The organism is Streptococcus sp. HMSC062D07, from assembly GCF_001814215.1.
Lineage (GTDB): Bacteria > Bacillota > Bacilli > Lactobacillales > Streptococcaceae > Streptococcus > Streptococcus infantis_I.
Window position 1 is genome coordinate 279,478 of the sequence record NZ_KV815334.1, and the last position, 18,007, is coordinate 297,484.

Here is an 18,007-nt window from a genome sequence, read left to right on the forward strand (position 1 = left end):
TATATTGTTTTTAAAATCCTTAAGGAGAATTATAAATGAAAAAAATTATGGTAATCATCAATCCAACCTCTGGTGGCGAAAAAGCCTTGGATTATAAGGTGAAACTGGAGAATAAAGCTAGAGACTATTTTGAAGATGTGGAAATTAAAATTACGGAGAAAGCTCAAGACGCCACAAACTTTGCAGAAGAAGCTTCTCGTGAGCACTATGATGCTGTTCTTGTTTTTGGTGGTGATGGGACAGTAAATGAAGTAATCTCTGGTATCGCGGAAAAAGACTACATTCCTAAACTTGCGATTATCCCAGGAGGAACTGGAAACCTCATTACGAAACTATTAGAAATTAATCAAGATATTGACGGTGCCATTGACGAACTCGATTTTAATTCTACGAATAAAATTGATATCGGAAAATCAAATGGAAATTATTTTGGTTATATCTTTAGTATTGGTTCACTACCAGAGGCCATCCACAACGTTGGGATAGAGGATAAAACAAAATTTGGCATGTTCGCCTATGCGATTAATACCATGAAGTCTGTCGTAACGGATCAAGCATTTAACATTAGAGTTGAGACAGAAAATGGAAATTACATTGGCCCAGCCAGTCATGTCTTGGTTCTCCTTACCAATTATTTCGCTGATAAAAAAATCTTTGATGAAGATAAGGATGGTTATGCTAACATTTTGATTTTAAAAGATGACTCAATCCTTACTAAATTGTCGGTTATCCCTGATTTATTAAAAGGGGATGTCGTCGTAAATGATAATATCGAGTATATAAAAGCTCGTCATATAAAAATTTCTTCTGATTCTGAATTAGAAACGGATGTTGACGGTGACAAATCTGATGATCTACCAGTAGAAATCAAGGTGCTAGGTCAGCATATCGAAGTCTATTCTCAACCTAAAGAATAAGATTTTTAAACTTTGACAATTCTTTTTAACGATATTTTTTAATAAAGGAATGCCTATGAAATTTAAAAGATTAGCGACTATTGGTTTTTGCTCAACACTTCTTTTGACATTAGTAGCTTGTAGTCAAACTCAAAAGACTTCTGATAGTACTGCTGAAACTTCAGTGACTCAATCACAGTCGAATCAAGTTTCCTGGAAAGCAACTTATAGCAATTTGAACAATCAACCGAGCGAAGAAGAAGTTCGGAAAGCCTTGGCTGCACATTTGGATAAAGATAGTGTCGATGCATTTTTCAACCTTGTAAATGATTACAACGCGACAGTCGGTTCAGTAGGCTTAACTGGAGATTTTTCTACATTTACCAAAACAGACTATGATGTTGAAAAGATAAGCAATCTTTGGACACCTAAAAAGGGTGATTTTGTCGGTACCAACTGTCGTATTAACAGTTATTGTTTATTGAAAAATTCTATCGAAATTCCTAAGTTAGAGAAAGATGATTCTCTCTTGTTTGTCGATAATGATGCCATTGACAAAGGTAAGGTCTTTGGTACGGAAGACAAGGATGCTTTTGATATTTTATTCTCAAGAGTCAAGACCGAAGCAACGACAGATGTCAAAGTTCATGCTGCAAAGATGGAACAATTCCTTTCTCAATTCAAGTTTAATGAAAATGCAAGAATGCTCTCTGTAGTAGTCCATGATGACTTGGATGGTCAATCCCTATTTATTGGCCATGTCGGCATTCTTGTACCAAGCGAGGATGGTTATCTCTTTGTCGAAAAGTTAACCTTTGAGGAGCCTTATCAAGCCATCAGATTTGCGACCAAGGAAGATTGTTACAAATATCTAGATACAAAATACGAAAACTATACAGGAGAAGGTCTAGCTAAACCATTTATTATGGATAATGATAAGTGGGTTCAATTTTAAGGGAGTAGACATTATGGATGTATTGTTTGGAATGATAGTCTTATTCCTAATTGGGGTATGGGCTGTTTGGGTTATCAAAGGAAACCAGTAGAGACCAAGAAATAATGAAAGGTTTATTGGTTATATCAATCGATACGATGAAGATGGAGAACCTTACCAAGCGGAGATTTGGGAAGTCAGTGAAGACGAGGACTAGACATATGGAATTACAAGATTTTACAGAAAAAGAACAAGAAATGATAAAAAAGGGACTGACTTTTTCTAAACTGAGTGATAAAGAAACTGCTGACAAAATTATCGCGTTGATCCCTCAAGAATACATTAAGCGTATCCCGTTTTTTGTTAGAAAACATGCGATTACGCGTACGATTAAGAGAATCTCTCTTGAGTATCCGGAATTGTATGCTGTAGCTGAACAAGAAGGCCAACTTCCAGAAAAAGAAGCTCAAGAATTACGACAAATTCTTATAGATATTTTCCAAGAAAAAATGAATAAGCATAAAATCAAGTAGGAGCGCCTAAACGCTCATCTATTTGATTATATGCTTACTAATGACTAAAGCTAACACTCCATCATTCCCACATGCTATGCTGAGCTCTGACTCCATAGCTATCAATCGAACCATCTGAATTAAACTTGGATTCAATACGGTACCTTTTCCAGAGGTCGTAATCTGCTGTTTGGATGGTTAGGATAAAGTTGGTTTCTTTATCAGAGACGTTATAATCAGCTGGATTGACTTCAAAGATATCGATTAATTTTCGTGTTTGAAAATCTTGGAGCTTGAGATTTGCTAGTTTGACATGATTGATGGAAATTTTTTCTAGTTGTTTGCTATCCTTAGGTGTTCTGTAATAGGTGATGACGCAGTTTTTGAGTTGATCAGTATCTCTTCCCGTAGGAGTAAGGCTCATAAAGCCGTAGGACTGATTATCCCGCTTGACTTCGAGAAGCTGACCGTAGTAGAAGTGGTCGTTTTTGGGATTGGTGATGGAACTCTCTGGATTTTTATCTTCGAATCTAAAGCCTTGGTCCAAAAGCTCGGAAGCCTTGCTCTCACCGATAATGACAGTAGTATCTTGAATGGTTACTGGAACAGGTTGAGCCGGAAGACCACTCATCATGATGCAAAACATAAACACATAACTCGTTAAAAAAGCTGTCCCGATAAAAGCGTTGGTTGATGCATAGACATGACTGTTTTGAAAGTTTTTTCTTATAGCTAGTACAACAAATTTGCCAATACTTTTTAAAACCATACTAACAATTACGATAAAAAATTGTTTTTTCAAACATTCATAAATGGCTTGAGGAAAGCTATTACCATGATAGTAGAAGACAGCCAATACGAGTAGATTTACGATTAAATAGATTAGCAAGAACCAATGAATCTCTTTAAGGGCATTAGCATCAGTGATTTCTTCATAGTCAACGTGAATTCTTCCTTGAACAGCATGACCAAGTTTATAAATCCATTTGGGAATGTCTTTGCCTTTTTTAACCGCAACTACAAATCTAATATAGAGATAGATAGTAAAGCACAAGGATAGAAAGAAAAGAGCATAAAATCCTAAAACAATAGTGGTGAGCATGACTACTTCCCCCGTTTTTCAATTGCTAGAGAACAATTTTGATAGCTCCATTATAGCATTTTCTAGGGAAATAGAGCTAGAAATATCAGCAGTTTCCTTAAAGATAAAAAGATGAGAATCATTGCCATTTAAGCTTTACCGATTGTACTGATAGAAGGCGACCTCTTCTTCTTAATGGTTTTATTGATTGGGAATTGGACAATGAAGAGAAAGATAAGATTTGAGAGAGAATATAAAGGAGTAGAGAGCCATGGGTAGAACGGTGATTATAGGTACTTTAATAGTTTTTGCAATCTTTAATCTGCTACTCGGTCTAGGCTTTTATCTCTTTCTAAAAAAGAGGAAAGAGAATGGACAGTCATTGTACGAAACTCCTGTAAATCAACAAACTCGAACAGAAAAACTGGGTCTAGGCGAGATTTTGGTCTACCTGTCCCTGATTGCAATCGCAGGGATCTTTGCTTTTCAGACCTTAAATAGAGGTGGTGTGGGGAATTCTATTTTAGCAAAAATGATCCTCCTCCCAGCTATAATGGCTCTTTTCAATGCAAGAAAAAGGACTGGAAAGTCTTTACTTTCCCTCCTTATAACCTTGATGGTCTTTCTAGTAGGAGTCATGTTTAATCTCACGATTGGTTTGCCACCTCAAGCACCAATTTTGCAAATAAATGAAAGTAAAATCACGTTAGCAGAAACCAAAGTAAGAGATCTGATGGAAGCTGGATTTGATATCTATGTAATACAAGGTGATGGTGCTAGCGACTACGAAGACCTCCTGACAGATGGCAGTTTCCAGAAGTATTCGGGCAATAAAACAGTCACTATCGAAAAAGGCTTCAGACTTGATAGCAATACAGTACCTTACGCTCCATATCTAATAGCAAAAAATGGTATAGTGCTGGGGAGTATTTCCTTTTACGGAGCTAAGGATCAGGATATGGCTTTAGAAGATTCTAAGGTTATTCAGATTCGATTTAATAAGGACAGTATTGAAGAAGCAAAGAAACATTCTATCACTTTGAAATTGGATGAACTCGACTTGACTAGTCGACTGGACCTTCCACTTGTTAAAGAAACTTTCAAAAAGCATCTATGGTCAATCCCCCCATCAAATACAAGTGATGTCACTCAATTGTGGTATGGATTACAGTGGTCAAGTAACAGTGACTCTCTATTTTGGAATGAGTATTATAGTCTTATCCATCTAGATGAAAATTATTTGATGACTGATTTTGAACTATCTGCCAAAGTAGCGCATGAAGAGTAATACGATTTTGAATAGTTGAATTTGATTATGCCTATCTAAAAGGAATTAATTTATTTAGTTCCTTTTTTTGTTTTTGATTTAAATGTAAAACGATTTCTATTTATTGGTTGAATAAATTACACGAACTAAATATTAAATTATTTAAAAAAAGTTCTAAAAGTACTTTACAAGATTGTGAAATCATGGTATAGTAATGAAGCTTAGAAAATGAGATGATGTTTTCTAGCAAATATAAACCCGAGTAAAAAATGCCTACGGACAGGCAGGGTTGAATGCCGAAGCGTGGTTGAAAAGCCACATTATTGATAGGGTTAAAAGCCTACTTTTATAAGTTGATGTTAGGACACTTGTCCTAATTCGTATAGATTTGTTAGTGTGGTGAAAGCACACGTCATCTTGTGAAACGATCAATAAAGTACGTAATATTTGCTACTAGAGAGTTAGGAAACATCAGGAACAGACATACTCAAAAGAAACAAACAAAAACACGTCAGTAGATTGTAGAGCAGGTGCCAACCTGCTCTTTTTTCATAAGTATCCTTTAGAACCTTGCATAAGGTGAAAATAACTATGATAAAGGAGTATGTCTCTAAAATGTTAAATCAAAACCAAGCTCCTATTTATGAGGGACTGGTCAAGTTACGAAAAAAAAGAATTGTACCTTTCGATGTACCAGGTCATAAACGTGGCCGAGGGAATCCGGAATTAGTGGAACTTTTAGGGGAAAAATGCGTTGGTATTGATGTCAATTCTATGAAGCCCTTGGACAATCTAGGACATCCTATTTCGATTATTAGAGAAGCGGAAGAGCTAGCGGCAGAAGCTTTTGGTGCTGCTCATGCCTTTTTGATGATTGGTGGGACAACTTCATCCGTGCAGACCATGATTCTTTCTACCTGTAAATCAGGTGATAAAATCATACTTCCACGAAATGTCCATAAATCAGCTATCAATGCTCTCGTTTTATGCGGAGCTATTCCTATCTATATCGAGATGAGTGTGGATCCAAAAATCGGTATTGCTTTGGGGCTTGAAAATGAGCGTGTGGCGCAAGCGATTAAGGACCATCCGGATGCCAAGGCTATCCTCATTAACAATCCAACCTATTATGGGATTTGTTCAGATCTTAAGGGTTTAACAGAGATGGCACACGCAGCGGGAATGAAAGTCTTAGTAGACGAGGCGCACGGTGCTCATCTGCACTTTACAGATAAACTTCCTCTGTCTGCTATGGACGCAGGAGCAGATATGTCAGCTGTATCCATGCATAAGTCCGGTGGCAGCTTGACTCAAAGTTCTCTTCTTTTGGTTGGCAATCAGATGAATCCTGAATATGTCCGTCAGATCATTAATCTGACACAGTCAACTTCAGCATCCTACTTGCTAATGGCTAGTCTCGATGTTTCTCGTAGAAACCTAGCCCTTCGTGGCAAAGATTCCTTTGAGAAAGTTATTGAGTTATCTGAGTATGCTCGTCGTGAAATCAATGCCATCGGTGGCTACTACGCCTACTCAAAAGAACTAGTAGATGGGGTATCAGTTTGTGATTTTGATGTAACCAAGCTGTCAGTTTACACTCAGGGGATTGGTCTAACAGGTATCGAGGTTTATGACCTCTTACGAGATGAATATGACATTCAGATCGAGTTTGGTGATATCGGGAATATCTTAGCCTACATTTCGATTGGTGACCGTATCCAAGACATTGAACGCTTGGTCGGTGCTTTAGCTGATATCAAGAGACTATACTCACGAGATGGGAAGGACTTGATTGCTGGAGAATATATCCAGCCTGAGTTGGTGTTGTCTCCACAGGAAGCCTTTTACTCAGATAGAAGAAGTTTAACCTTGGACGAGTCCATTGGACAAGTCTGTGGGGAATTTGTCATGTGCTATCCTCCAGGAATTCCAATCCTAGCGCCAGGTGAACGGATTACACGAGAAATTGTCGATTATATCCAATTTGCCAAGGAACGTGGTTGTTCCCTCCAAGGTACTGAAGATCCAGATGTCAATCATATCAACGTCATTGAAAGAAAGGAGAACTAGATGGATTTATGGTTTTCTGAAGTTCATACTCCAGATGTCAAGTTAACAATGAGAACAGCCAAACAACTTTATTCTGGTCAAAGTGAATGGCAGGATATAGAAGTATTAGATACACCAGCTTTTGGTAAGATATTGATTTTAAATGGGCATGTCTTATTCTCAGATGCAGATGACTTTGTCTACAACGAAATGACAGTTCACGTTCCTATGGCTGTCCATCCAAATCCAAAGAAAGTATTGGTTATTGGGGGTGGTGACGGTGGTGTTGCCCAAGTATTAACTCTCTATCCAGAATTGGAACAAATCGATATTGTAGAACCAGATGAGATGCTGGTTGAGGTTTGTCGAGAATACTTCCCAGATTTTGCTGCAGGACTTGATGACCCTCGCGTTACCATTTACTACCAAAATGGACTGAGATTTTTGAGAAACTGTGAAGATGATTACGACATCATCATCAATGATGCGACAGATCCATTTGGCCACACGGAAGGGCTCTTTACCAAGGAATTTTATGGCAATAGCTATAGAGCCTTGAAAGAAGACGGAATCATGATTTACCAGCATGGTAGTCCTTTCTTTGACGAAGATGAGTCAGCATGCCGAAGCATGCACCGCAAGGTCAATCAAGCCTTTCCAATTAGCCGGGTTTACCAAGCACATATCCCAACTAGTCCTGCTGGTTATTGGTTGTTTGGATTTGCATCGAAAAAATATCACCCTGTCAAAGATTTTGATAAGGAAGGCTGGAAAAAACGTCAGCTTTTCACAGAATACTACACTGCAAACTTGCATATTGGTGCCTTTATGTTGCCTAAGTATGTAGAAGACATTTTAGAAGAAGAGGAAGGAAAAAAATGAGTCGTTTATTAGTTATTGGATGTGGGGGCGTTGCCCAAGTTGCTATTTCAAAGATTTGCCAAGATAGCGAAACTTTTAAAGAGATTATGATTGCTAGCCGTACAAAGTCAAAATGTGATGACTTGAAGGCTAAATTAGAAGGCAAAACAAATACTAAGATTGAGACAGCTGCTCTTGATGCTGACAAGGTAGAAGAAGTGATTGCCTTGATTGAAAGTTACAAACCAGAAGCCGTTTTGAACGTAGCTCTACCATACCAAGATTTGACTATTATGGATGCTTGTTTGGCAACAGGTGTGCACTATATCGATACTGCCAACTATGAGGCTGAGGACACAGAAGACCCTGAATGGCGTGCTATTTATGAGAAACGTTGTAAGGAACTTGGATTTACTGCCTACTTCGACTACTCATGGCAATGGGCTTATCAAGAAAAATTCAAGGAAGCAGGCTTGACTGCTCTACTTGGATCTGGTTTTGACCCAGGTGTAACCAGCGTCTTTTCAGCTTATGCACTCAAACATTACTTTGATGAAATCCACTATATCGATATTTTAGACTGTAATGGTGGAGACCATGGTTATCCATTTGCAACAAATTTTAACCCAGAAATCAATCTACGTGAGGTCTCTGCACCAGGTTCTTACTGGGAAGATGGAAAATGGGTAGAAGTCGAAGCTATGTCTATCAAACGTGAGTATGATTTCCCTCAAGTTGGGCAAAAAGACATGTATCTCCTCCACCATGAAGAAATCGAATCATTAGCAAAGAATATTCCAGGTGTTAAACGCATTCGCTTCTTTATGACTTTTGGCCAATCATATCTAACGCACATGAAATGCTTGGAAAACGTTGGTCTCCTTCGTACAGATGCCATTAACTTTAACGGACAAGAAATTGTTCCAATTCAATTCTTGAAAACCTTGCTTCCAGATCCTGCAAGCCTTGGCCCACGCACTGTTGGAAAAACAAATATTGGATGTATCTTTACAGGTGTCAAAGATGGCGTTGAAAAGACAATCTACATCTACAATGTTTGCGATCATCAGGAGTGCTATGCAGAGGTTGGTTCACAAGCCATTTCTTATACAACGGGTGTTCCTGCTATGATTGGGACAAAATTAGTGATGGATGGTACATGGAAACAACCAGGAGTTTATAACCTTGAAGAGTTGGATCCAGACCCATTCATGGAAGCTTTAAATAAATACGGTTTGCCATGGGTTGTGGTTGAAAATCCACAAATGGTGGACTAATGAAGTTAGAACAAGTACCAACGCCTTCTTATATCATTGACTTAGGAAAATTAGAAGAGAATTGCCGCATTCTACAAGAGGTTCAGGAAAAGGCAGGTTGTAAGGTTTTGCTAGCTCAAAAGGCTTATTCTCTCTATAAAACCTATCCCCTAATTAGCCAATATCTCTCTGGTACAACGGCTAGTGGACTCTATGAAGCGAAGTTAGCTAGAGAAGAGTTTCCGGGGGAAGTCCATGTATTTGCGCCTGCTTTCAAGGAATCAGATATGGAAGAGCTACTGCAAATATCTGATCATATTGATTTTAACTCAGAGAGACAACTACGAAAGTATGGTCAACGTTGTCGTGAAGTTGGTATCAGTGTGGGTCTTCGCATCAATCCTCAATGTTCAACGCAGGGTGACCACGCGCTTTATGACCCTTGTGCTCCTGGCTCTCGTTTTGGAGTGACTTCAGACAAGATACCAAGTGATTTATTGGAATTGGTTGACGGACTTCATTTTCATACCCTCTGCGAGCAAGGGGCAGATGATTTACAAACGACTTTGAAAGCAGTAGAAGACCAGTTTGGAGCCTATTTGCATCAAGTTAAATGGCTTAACATGGGTGGTGGTCATCATATTACAAGAGATGACTATGATGTGGAATTACTTATTTCTGAGATTAAACGCATTCGAGAAACTTATAACCTTGACGTCTATGTCGAACCAGGTGAAGCCATTGCACTTAATGCGGGTTATTTAGCTACGGAAGTCTTGGATATTGTTGAAAACGGGATTGAGGCCTTGGTGTTAGATGCTTCAGCAAGTTGCCATATGCCAGATGTGCTTGAGATGCCTTATCGCCCCCCATTGAGAGATGGATTTGAAGTGCAAGAAAAACCTTATACTTATAGACTCTCTTCAAATACTTGCCTGACAGGGGATATCATTGGGGATTACAGCTTTGAAAAACCGATTGAAATCGGCGATCGCCTCTATTTTGAAGACATGGCTATTTACTCATTTGTCAAAAATAATACCTTTAACGGGATTGGGCTTCCAAGTTTGTATCTCATGGATAAAGAGGGTGAGTGCAGTCTAGTCAAAGCTTTTGGTTACCATGACTTTAAGGAGAGATTATCATGATTGACAGCCCAAAGAAATTAGGTTATCGTATGCCTGCAGAGTATGAACCCCATCATGGGACTCTCATGATATGGCCTACTAGACCAGGCTCTTGGCCATTTGAAGGTAAGGCCGCTAAAGCAGCTTTTAGCCAGATTATCAAAACGATTGCTCAGGGGGAAACAGTCTACCTTTTGGTTGAGGAGGACTATCTATCTGAAGCACAATCCTATCTTGGAGACAAGGTTGTTTATTTAGATATTCCGACAAATGATGCCTGGGCTCGTGATACTGGTCCGACTATTCTTCTTAATGATAAAAGGGAAAAGTTAGCAGTAGACTGGTCTTTCAATGCCTGGGGTGGTGATGTAGACGGTCTCTACCAAGACTATGAAGCAGATGACCAAGTAGCTAGTCGCTTTGCTGAAGTCTTAGAAATTCCTGTCTACGATGCCAAACCTTTTGTACTGGAAGGTGGAGCTATACACAGTGACGGTCAAGGAACCATGCTTGTCACAGAAAGCTGCTTGCTCAGTCCGGGTCGTAATCCTCATCTGACTAAAGAGGAGATTGAAGAGACCTTACTAGAGAGCCTTGGTGCCGAAAAAGTTATCTGGTTGCCTTACGGTATTTATCAAGACGAGACAAATGAACACGTCGATAATGTTGCAGCCTTTGTTGGTCCTGCTGAGGTTGTTTTAGCATGGACGGATGACCAAGATGATCCTCAGTATGCCATGTCTGCAGCAGATCTAGCTCTTTTAGAGAAGGAAACCGATGCAAAAGGCCGGAGTTTCACTATTCATAAACTTCCAATCCCAGCTATTCATCAAGTAGTTACAGAAGAAGATTTGCCGGGATATACATATGAAGAAGGCGAAGAGGAGCGTTATGCAGGTGAAAGACTAGCAGCTTCCTACGTGAATTTTTATATCGCCAATAAATCTGTCTTGGTACCACAATTTCAGGATGTAAACGATCAAGTGGCCTTGGATATTCTGAGTCAGTGTTTCCCAGACCATGATGTTGTCGGAATTCCTGCAAGAGATATTCTATTAGGTGGTGGAAATATCCACTGTATTACCCAACAAATTCCAGAATAGGAGAAAAAGATGAGAAATGTAACGGTTGCAGCTATTCAGATGCAATGCGCTAAGGATGTGGAAACCAATATCCAAACAGCTGAACGCTTAGTTCGACAAGCTGCAGACAAAGGAGCCCAGATCATTCTTTTACCAGAATTATTTGAACGTCCCTATTTCTGTCAGGAGCGTCAGTATGACTACTACCAGTATGCCCAGTCGGTATCAGAAAATACGGCTATTCAGCATTTTAAAAGAATTGCCAAAGAGCTAAAGGTCGTTTTACCAATCAGTTTCTATGAAAAAGATGGTAATGTCTTGTACAATTCTATTGCTGTCATTGATGCAGATGGAGAAGTACTGGGCGTTTACCGGAAGACTCACATTCCTGATGATCATTATTATCAGGAGAAATTCTTCTTTACTCCTGGAAACACAGGCTTCAAGGTCTGGGATACTCGCTATGCCAAGATTGGTATTGGCATCTGTTGGGACCAATGGTTTCCTGAAACAGCCCGTTGCCTTGCTTTAAATGGTGCAGAATTGCTCTTTTATCCAACAGCCATTGGTTCGGAGCCGATTTTGGATACAGATAGTTGTGGTCATTGGCAACGTACCATGCAAGGACACGCAGCAGCAAATATTGTGCCAGTTATCGCAGCCAATCGTTATGGTTTAGAAGAAGTCACTCCTAGCGAGGAAAATGGAGGACAAAGTTCCAGTCTTAACTTCTACGGTTCATCCTTTATGACCGATGAAACAGGAGCTATTTTAAGTCAAGCTGAACGACAAGATGAAGCAATACTCTTAACCACTTATAACCTTGACAAGGGAGCAAGCGAGCGCCTGAACTGGGGTCTCTTTAGAGATAGAAGACCGGACATGTATAAAGATATTGTCAGATAAAAACAAAAAGTAGCCCCCTCAGGCTACTTTTTTAAAACTCTTTGTATACATAAGGATTCTCTGGTTTGTCTACTTTGATGAAGGACTGGACTTCAAGGGTTGGGAGGACTTGGTTGAGTTCCTTGTGATAGCGATTGCTAATCTTACCTTTGACTCTCACCCAAGTGTTATTTTCGTACCGATTAGTGTTTCCAGTGGTCAAAAGGCCAAAAACTCCTGAATCAGCGATACAGTGCATAATACCAAAGCGAAAAACAAATTGACTATTGGTATGATTTGGATCGTTGTAGACAAAGCCAATAAACACGATTTCCTTGCCTTCAAATTCATTTGGATAATCATAGATAGCTTCCATGACCTCCAGGTAATTTTCATCATTGATAACTATACTAGATTGAGCTAAGTATTTATCAGCACTCTTCCGAATAATATTTTCATGAGCTGTTTGTGAATAAAATCTACTGGTATCCGGCTTCAGATACTGACTGCTCGTTCCTTCACTTGCTTGGATTGCTTTGTCAGTTCCTTCCGACAAAGGGAAATAATATCCTTTTGCCGATACTGTTTGTGAATCCAGAGTGACAGTTGGAAAGGTAAATCCAACTAACAAGGGTAAACTTAAGAGGGCAAAACTAGCAAACTTGGCTGAAAAACTATGTAAGTGACTATTTTCTTTCAAACGCTTGAAGCAAATATAGGCTTGAACAATGGCTAGTAACAAAGATAAAAACATAGTGATATAAGCCAGATATGAGTAGTGGAGGTTTATATACTGATTGAGCTTACCTGATAGGTGCAGATAAAGGGTTAAGATAAAATAGCCAAATAAGATAAAAAATCGAATCATAGCATCACCCCAACTAGATAAGAATAGACAAGAACAACAAGAGTTACAATTGTCAGGAATTGCCAAATAAAGCGAGTTTTGAGATAATTCTTCATCATGAGGAGGTTCTTGACATCGAGCATGGGACCTATAACTAGAAAGGCAAGCACTGGAGCAAAGCCAAAACTAGAGAGAAGTGAAGATCCAATAAAGGCATCCGCTTCACTACAGAGGGATAGAAGGAAGGACAAGACCATTAGAAGAACAATCGCAAGTAGTGGTGTTGCGCTGATAGATGTCAGGATACGAGTTGGAACATAGACTTGGACTATACTGGCAAACAGACAGCCAAAGACTAAGTAACGCCCCATTTCAAAGAATTCATCAATAGCTTGGATAAAGACCTGAAGGATTTTTTGACTTTTAGTCAAATGAGAGAAATTATGCTCATGGCAAGCCAATCTATTTTCTTTTTGGATAGGTCCCTCCCAGAAAAATCCAAGAAAGATACCTAATATAGTAGCAACTAGAATCGCGCCCAAAGCTCTTAGGAAAACCATTTGAATTGAATTACCAAAGGCTGAATAAGTCGCAAAAAGTACGATGGGATTGATGATAGGAGCTGTTACTAGAAAGGGAACAGCTGTATAGCTAGGAACCTTCTTTTCTAAAAAGCGATTGATGATCGGAACGATTCCACACTCACAAGAGGGAAAGAGAAAACCGATGAAGCTACCAAAAAAGATTCTCCCCAAGCGATTTTTAGGGAGAAACTTATAGACCTTCTCAGGTGTCACATAGACTTCAATGACACCAGATATGATGCTACCGATTAAGACAAAGGGTAAAGCTTCAATGATAATTGAAAGAAAAATGGCGCCAGCTTGTAGCACACTAGAAGGTAAACTTTGAAAGAGTGTCATCTATTTTTTCTTTTCTGCCTTATCTTTCTTTTCTTTGTCGTCTGGGAAAGTCACTTGCTTCAAGTCAGGGAGTTTAGCGAATTCTTCGAACATCTTATCTAAGTCATCAGTTTTTGTAAATTTAACAGCCATAAGGCATACCTCGATTCTTTTAGTTAACACTATTATACTATTATTTCTAAGAAATAGTTGGATTTTAAAATAAACATTGCTTTTATCTTTATAAAGTTGAAATAAAGCAACAAATTAATGAAAACAAGCTTTCGCGCTTATGGTATAATAGTTTCATGGATAAAAAATATGAAAAAATTTCCCAAGATTTGGGTGTAACTTTAAAGCAGATTGATACTGTCTTGTCTTTGACAGCAGAAGGAGCAACTATCCCCTTTATCGCCCGTTATCGGAAAGATATGACCGGAAGTCTAGATGAGGTAGCCATTAAGGCTATTATCGACCTCGATAAGAGTTTAACTGCTCTAAATGATCGTAAGGAAGCGGTCTTAGCAAAAATCAAAGAGCAAGGCAAGCTAACTAAGGAGTTAGAAGAAGCTATTTTAGCTGCTGAAAAACTCGCAGATGTAGAAGAACTCTATCTTCCCTATAAGGAGAAACGTCGCACCAAGGCAACCATTGCCCGTGAGGCTGGACTTTTTCCACTTGCTCGCTTGATTTTACAAAATGTTTCTGACCTAGAAAAAGAAGCAGAAGCATTTGTCTGTGAAGGTTTCGAGACTCCTCAAGAAGCTTTGGCTGGGGCTGTAGACATCTTGGTTGAAGCACTATCCGAGGATGTTCATTTACGTTCAATGACATATCAAGAGGTACTTAGACGCTCTAAGATTACTTCTCAAGTCAAAGATGAGAGTCTTGATGAAAAACAAGTCTTTCAGATTTATTACGATTTCTCAGAAACAGTTGCAAACATGCAAGGCTACCGTACGCTTGCCCTTAATCGTGGTGAGAAGCTAGGCATTTTGAAAATTGGCTTTGAGCATGCGACTGATCGTATTCTATCTTTATTTGCTTCTCGTTTTAAGGTTAAGAATGCTTATATAGACGAAGTTATTCAGCAATCTGTTAAGAAAAAAGTATTACCAGCTATTGAGCGTCGTATTCGCACTGAACTAACAGAGAAGGCAGAAGAAGGAGCTATCCAACTCTTCTCTGAAAACCTTCGAAATCTTCTCCTTGTTGCTCCTCTTAAAGGGCGCGTGGTCCTTGGATTTGACCCTGCCTTTCGAACAGGTGCCAAGCTTGCGGTCGTAGATGCGACTGGAAAGATGCTGACAACGCAGGTCATTTATCCCGTCAAACCAGCCTCTGCCCGTCAGATTGAAGAAGCAAAGAGAGATTTGGCAGATTTGATTGGCCAATATGGTGTTGAAATCATTGCCATCGGTAATGGTACTGCTAGTCGTGAGAGCGAAGCCTTCGTCGCTGAAGTACTTAAAGATTTTCCTGAGGTCAGCTATGTCATTGTCAATGAGAGCGGGGCATCTGTCTACTCAGCTAGTGAACTAGCTCGTCAAGAGTTTCCAGAGTTAACTGTTGAGAAACGCTCTGCTATTTCGATTGCTCGTCGCTTGCAAGACCCACTTGCTGAATTGGTTAAAATTGATCCCAAATCCATCGGTGTCGGTCAATATCAGCATGATGTTAGTCAGAAAAAACTGTCTGAAAGTCTTGACTTTGTTGTTGATACAGTCGTTAACCAAGTCGGTGTCAATGTCAATACAGCTAGTCCAGCCTTACTTTCGCACGTAGCTGGGCTTAACAAAACAATCTCTGAAAATATCGTGAAGTATCGTGAAGAAGAAGGCAAAATCACTTCACGCGCCCAAATAAAGAAAGTCCCTCGTTTGGGTGCTAAAGCCTTTGAACAGGCTGCCGGTTTCCTCCGTATCCCTGAAAGTAGCAATATCCTTGATAACACGGGTGTTCACCCAGAAAACTATGCTGCTGTTAAGGAACTCTTCAAACGTTTGGACATCAAAGACCTAAATGAAGAAGCACAAGCCAAACTCAAATCTATTTCAATTAAGGAAATGGCCCAAGAATTAGACCTCGGTCAAGAAACTCTTAAAGATATTATTGCAGATCTTTTAAAACCAGGACGTGATTTCCGTGATTCTTTTGATGCTCCAGTCCTTCGTCAGGATGTCTTGGATATCAAAGACTTAAAAGTTGGCCAGAAGCTTGAGGGCGTTGTTCGTAACGTCGTTGACTTCGGTGCCTTTGTTGACATTGGTATTCACGAGGATGGCCTGATTCATATCTCTCACATGAGCAAGAAATTCATCAAACATCCGAGTCAAGTCGTTTCAGTTGGTGATTTGGTAACCGTTTGGGTGAAGAAGATTGATGTCCAACGAGAAAAAGTAAATCTGTCGCTCCTTGCACCAGATGAATCTAACTAATTACGTTCGACAAGTTTCTTTAGAAGACTTTGGGAAACCTTTCAAACACCAAGCTCAATGGAATACTCGCCTACGGTCGACAGGTGGGCGATTCTTTCCAAAGGATGGGCATTTGGATTTTAATCCCAAAGTCTATCAAGAACTAGGTTTAGAGGTTTTTCGGAAAATTGTCCGTCACGAACTCTGTCATTATCATTTATACTATGAAGGCAAGGGGTATAAACATAAAGATGTAGCCTTTAAGAAACTGTTAAAAGAAGTAGATGGACTCCGCTTTGTTCCTCCCTTATCAAATGTCAGTCAAACACCAGTTCTAGTCTATACTTGTCAGACTTGTCACCAAACCTATCAACGAAAACGACGAATTGATACCAAACGTTATCGTTGTGGTCTCTGTCGTAGCAAACTCATTTTGCAAAATCCGCCTAAGGACTGATGCAAGCAGTTTTTATTTCATGTTATACTTATTACAAGAATACCGAAAGAGGTACAAACTATGAATAAAAATTTTTACAAAATGAGACGAAATCGTATGGTATCAGGAGTACTTGCTGGACTATCTGATAAATGGGATCTTGATGTCACCCTTGTGCGCTTCATTTTTGCTATCTTTACAATCGCAAACTTCGGACTTGGAATCATCATCTACATCATCTTAGCCTCTATTTTGCCAACAAAGGAAGATATCGAAGCAGAAATGTACGGAACAGGACCACGTAAGATAAAAGAGGCTGAACCTATCAATGATGACGAAGGTTGGTTTTGCTAACCATATTACCATTCATTTGAAGTATTAAACCCTTGTAGTATCAAGGGTTTTTCTTTTGCTTAAAAATTTGTGGTAAACTAATAGTAGTTCATATCAAAAAAATAATCCAATCTTACAAAAATGTAAGATTACAGACCTCTTTTGTAAGGTTGCGTTATGGAACCAACTCTTTTTTTAGAGTACACTTATATCAGAAAGATAAAGTAGCAATACTATGAAAAATATTTTACAAAAGAAACAAACAAGTAAACCAAGTCCAAAAGAGATCGAGCGAGTTCAGCTCGGTTGCTCTATTATGCAGGCTCAGTTTCAATTAATGGAATATTAAAAAGGAGATTATCATGACATTATTAGATGTAAGACACGTTCAAAAGATTTATAAAACACGATTCCAAGGCAACCAAGTAGAAGCCCTGAAAGATATTCACTTTACCGTTGAAAAAGGCGACTACGTTGCTATCATGGGTGAGTCTGGATCTGGTAAATCTACTCTACTCAATATTCTTGCTATGCTTGATAAGCCAACGCGTGGCCAGGTCTTCCTGAACGGAACTGACACAGCTACCATTAAAAATTCTGAAGCATCAAGCTTCCGTCGGGAAAAGTTAGGCTTTGTCTTCCAAGACTTCAATTTGTTAGATACGCTTTCTGTTAAAGACAATATCTTACTCCCTTTGGTATTGTCTAGAAAGCCTATTACAGAAATGATGAAAAAATTGGTTGTGACGGCCGAAAATCTTGGCATCAATCAATTGCAGGAGAAGTACCCTTATGAAATCTCTGGAGGGCAAAAACAACGGGTTGCAGTTGCACGGGCTATCATCACAGAACCAGAAATTCTTCTTGCGGACGAGCCAACAGGTGCCCTAGACTCTAAATCGTCTGCAGCTCTCCTTGATATCTTTGATCAGATCAATGAACAAGGGCAAACCATTCTCATGGTGACCCACTCAACAGCAGCTGCTAGCCGTGCAAAACGTGTTCTTTTCATCAAGGACGGTATTCTCTATAATCAAATCTACCGTGGTGAAAAGACGGATCGTCAGATGTTCCAAGAAATTTCTGACACCTTGACTGTTATGGCAAGTGAGGTGAACTAGT

General features: G+C 39.3%; 18 protein-coding genes. 14 read left to right on the top strand and 4 right to left on the bottom strand.

Annotation, left to right across the window (positions count from 1 at the left end; all coding sequences use genetic code 11):
- The first annotated feature begins 35 nt into the window (after positions 1 to 35).
- The 3 genes from HMPREF2957_RS08170 (at position 36) to HMPREF2957_RS08185 (ending at position 2,363) form a co-directional block, all read left to right on the top strand.
- The gene (locus HMPREF2957_RS08170; protein WP_070678872.1) at positions 36 to 917 is read left to right on the top strand and encodes a diacylglycerol/lipid kinase family protein; all 882 of its coding nucleotides are present in this window, start codon (positions 36 to 38) and stop codon (positions 915 to 917) included.
- Between the two features lie 55 nt (positions 918 to 972).
- The gene (locus tag HMPREF2957_RS08175; RefSeq protein ID WP_070678875.1) at positions 973 to 1,851 is read left to right on the top strand and encodes a DUF4300 family protein; all 879 of its coding nucleotides are present in this window, start codon (positions 973 to 975) and stop codon (positions 1,849 to 1,851) included.
- A 200-nt stretch (positions 1,852 to 2,051) separates the two neighbouring features.
- Complete coding sequence (locus HMPREF2957_RS08185) at positions 2,052 to 2,363, top strand: hypothetical protein (RefSeq protein ID WP_070678878.1); 312 nt, start codon at positions 2,052 to 2,054, stop codon at positions 2,361 to 2,363.
- 61 nt (positions 2,364 to 2,424) lie between these two features.
- Here HMPREF2957_RS08185 and HMPREF2957_RS08190 read toward each other — a convergent pair whose 3' ends face one another.
- Positions 2,425 to 3,444 (bottom strand): hypothetical protein, encoded by a 1,020-nt coding sequence (locus tag HMPREF2957_RS08190; RefSeq protein WP_070678880.1) that lies wholly within the window; start codon positions 3,442 to 3,444, stop codon positions 2,425 to 2,427.
- A gap of 250 nt (positions 3,445 to 3,694) precedes the next feature.
- Between HMPREF2957_RS08190 and HMPREF2957_RS08195 the strand changes: the two genes are divergently transcribed.
- The 7 genes from HMPREF2957_RS08195 to aguB all read left to right on the top strand — a co-directional run bounded on the left by HMPREF2957_RS08195 (position 3,695) and on the right by aguB (position 11,971).
- On the top strand, positions 3,695 to 4,711 hold the full coding sequence (locus HMPREF2957_RS08195; RefSeq protein ID WP_070678882.1) for a hypothetical protein: 1,017 nt from the start codon (positions 3,695 to 3,697) through the stop codon (positions 4,709 to 4,711).
- Between the two features lie 594 nt (positions 4,712 to 5,305).
- Positions 5,306 to 6,760 (top strand): aminotransferase class I/II-fold pyridoxal phosphate-dependent enzyme, encoded by a 1,455-nt coding sequence (locus HMPREF2957_RS08200; RefSeq protein WP_070678884.1) that lies wholly within the window; start codon positions 5,306 to 5,308, stop codon positions 6,758 to 6,760.
- Positions 6,761 to 7,621 carry a polyamine aminopropyltransferase gene (speE, locus tag HMPREF2957_RS08205; RefSeq protein WP_070678886.1) on the top strand — a complete coding sequence of 287 codons (861 nt, stop codon included), beginning with the start codon at positions 6,761 to 6,763 and terminating at the stop codon, positions 7,619 to 7,621.
- Positions 7,618 to 8,877 (top strand): saccharopine dehydrogenase family protein, encoded by a 1,260-nt coding sequence (locus HMPREF2957_RS08210; protein ID WP_070678888.1) that lies wholly within the window; start codon positions 7,618 to 7,620, stop codon positions 8,875 to 8,877. Before speE ends, HMPREF2957_RS08210 begins: the two co-directional genes overlap by 4 nt.
- Complete coding sequence (gene nspC / locus HMPREF2957_RS08215) at positions 8,877 to 10,004, top strand: carboxynorspermidine decarboxylase (RefSeq protein ID WP_070678890.1); 1,128 nt, start codon at positions 8,877 to 8,879, stop codon at positions 10,002 to 10,004. The genes HMPREF2957_RS08210 and nspC overlap by 1 nt, the downstream gene beginning before the upstream one ends.
- Positions 10,001 to 11,086 carry an agmatine deiminase gene (gene aguA / locus HMPREF2957_RS08220; RefSeq protein WP_070678892.1) on the top strand — a complete coding sequence of 362 codons (1,086 nt, stop codon included), beginning with the start codon at positions 10,001 to 10,003 and terminating at the stop codon, positions 11,084 to 11,086. Before nspC ends, aguA begins: the two co-directional genes overlap by 4 nt.
- Before the next feature lie 9 nt (positions 11,087 to 11,095).
- Positions 11,096 to 11,971: an N-carbamoylputrescine amidase gene (aguB, locus tag HMPREF2957_RS08225; protein ID WP_070678894.1), complete on the top strand. Its 876-nt coding sequence runs from the start codon at positions 11,096 to 11,098 to the stop codon at positions 11,969 to 11,971.
- Between the two features lie 31 nt (positions 11,972 to 12,002).
- Here the strand turns inward: aguB and HMPREF2957_RS08230 are convergent, their stop codons facing one another.
- The 3 genes from HMPREF2957_RS08230 to HMPREF2957_RS09425 are packed head-to-tail and all read right to left on the bottom strand — an operon-like array spanning position 12,003 to position 13,852.
- Positions 12,003 to 12,818 (bottom strand): TIGR03943 family putative permease subunit, encoded by an 816-nt coding sequence (locus HMPREF2957_RS08230; protein ID WP_070678896.1) that lies wholly within the window; start codon positions 12,816 to 12,818, stop codon positions 12,003 to 12,005.
- Positions 12,815 to 13,720: a permease gene (locus tag HMPREF2957_RS08235; RefSeq protein WP_070678898.1), complete on the bottom strand. Its 906-nt coding sequence runs from the start codon at positions 13,718 to 13,720 to the stop codon at positions 12,815 to 12,817. Before HMPREF2957_RS08235 ends, HMPREF2957_RS08230 begins: the two co-directional genes overlap by 4 nt.
- On the bottom strand, positions 13,721 to 13,852 hold the full coding sequence (locus HMPREF2957_RS09425) for an SPJ_0845 family protein (RefSeq protein WP_000268695.1): 132 nt from the start codon (positions 13,850 to 13,852) through the stop codon (positions 13,721 to 13,723).
- 155 nt (positions 13,853 to 14,007) lie between these two features.
- On the opposite strand from HMPREF2957_RS09425, the gene HMPREF2957_RS08240 reads away from it, so the two are divergent.
- From HMPREF2957_RS08240 to HMPREF2957_RS08255, 4 genes are all read left to right on the top strand, one after another.
- A complete protein-coding gene (locus HMPREF2957_RS08240) occupies positions 14,008 to 16,137 on the top strand; it encodes a Tex family protein (protein ID WP_070678900.1) in 2,130 nt (709 codons plus the stop codon).
- Positions 16,124 to 16,573, top strand: a complete 450-nt coding sequence (locus HMPREF2957_RS08245; RefSeq protein ID WP_049495064.1) for a SprT family protein — start codon at positions 16,124 to 16,126, stop codon at positions 16,571 to 16,573. The genes HMPREF2957_RS08240 and HMPREF2957_RS08245 overlap by 14 nt, the downstream gene beginning before the upstream one ends.
- 60 nt (positions 16,574 to 16,633) lie before the next feature.
- Positions 16,634 to 16,906 (top strand): PspC domain-containing protein, encoded by a 273-nt coding sequence (locus HMPREF2957_RS08250; protein WP_049495067.1) that lies wholly within the window; start codon positions 16,634 to 16,636, stop codon positions 16,904 to 16,906.
- Between the two features lie 341 nt (positions 16,907 to 17,247).
- Entirely contained in the window at positions 17,248 to 18,006 is a 759-nt protein-coding gene (locus HMPREF2957_RS08255; protein ID WP_070678902.1) for an ABC transporter ATP-binding protein, read from the top strand.
- Position 18,007 lies beyond the last annotated feature (1 nt).

Excerpts from the sequence above, each read along its gene's own strand:
- HMPREF2957_RS08170 (WP_070678872.1), top strand. The coding sequence starts at position 36 with ATGAAAAAAATTATGGTAATCATCAATCCAACCTCTGGTGGCGAAAAA.
- HMPREF2957_RS08175 (WP_070678875.1), top strand. The coding sequence starts at position 973 with ATGAAATTTAAAAGATTAGCGACTATTGGTTTTTGCTCAACACTTCTT.
- HMPREF2957_RS08185 (WP_070678878.1), top strand. The coding sequence starts at position 2,052 with ATGGAATTACAAGATTTTACAGAAAAAGAACAAGAAATGATAAAAAAG.
- HMPREF2957_RS08190 (WP_070678880.1), bottom strand. The coding sequence starts at position 3,444 with ATGCTCACCACTATTGTTTTAGGATTTTATGCTCTTTTCTTTCTATCC.
- HMPREF2957_RS08195 (WP_070678882.1), top strand. The coding sequence starts at position 3,695 with ATGGGTAGAACGGTGATTATAGGTACTTTAATAGTTTTTGCAATCTTT.
- HMPREF2957_RS08200 (WP_070678884.1), top strand. The coding sequence starts at position 5,306 with ATGTTAAATCAAAACCAAGCTCCTATTTATGAGGGACTGGTCAAGTTA.
- speE (WP_070678886.1), top strand. The coding sequence starts at position 6,761 with ATGGATTTATGGTTTTCTGAAGTTCATACTCCAGATGTCAAGTTAACA.
- HMPREF2957_RS08210 (WP_070678888.1), top strand. The coding sequence starts at position 7,618 with ATGAGTCGTTTATTAGTTATTGGATGTGGGGGCGTTGCCCAAGTTGCT.
- nspC (WP_070678890.1), top strand. The coding sequence starts at position 8,877 with ATGAAGTTAGAACAAGTACCAACGCCTTCTTATATCATTGACTTAGGA.
- aguA (WP_070678892.1), top strand. The coding sequence starts at position 10,001 with ATGATTGACAGCCCAAAGAAATTAGGTTATCGTATGCCTGCAGAGTAT.
- aguB (WP_070678894.1), top strand. The coding sequence starts at position 11,096 with ATGAGAAATGTAACGGTTGCAGCTATTCAGATGCAATGCGCTAAGGAT.
- HMPREF2957_RS08230 (WP_070678896.1), bottom strand. The coding sequence starts at position 12,818 with ATGATTCGATTTTTTATCTTATTTGGCTATTTTATCTTAACCCTTTAT.
- HMPREF2957_RS08235 (WP_070678898.1), bottom strand. The coding sequence starts at position 13,720 with ATGACACTCTTTCAAAGTTTACCTTCTAGTGTGCTACAAGCTGGCGCC.
- HMPREF2957_RS09425 (WP_000268695.1), bottom strand. The coding sequence starts at position 13,852 with ATGGCTGTTAAATTTACAAAAACTGATGACTTAGATAAGATGTTCGAA.
- HMPREF2957_RS08240 (WP_070678900.1), top strand. The coding sequence starts at position 14,008 with ATGGATAAAAAATATGAAAAAATTTCCCAAGATTTGGGTGTAACTTTA.
- HMPREF2957_RS08245 (WP_049495064.1), top strand. The coding sequence starts at position 16,124 with ATGAATCTAACTAATTACGTTCGACAAGTTTCTTTAGAAGACTTTGGG.
- HMPREF2957_RS08250 (WP_049495067.1), top strand. The coding sequence starts at position 16,634 with ATGAATAAAAATTTTTACAAAATGAGACGAAATCGTATGGTATCAGGA.
- HMPREF2957_RS08255 (WP_070678902.1), top strand. The coding sequence starts at position 17,248 with ATGACATTATTAGATGTAAGACACGTTCAAAAGATTTATAAAACACGA.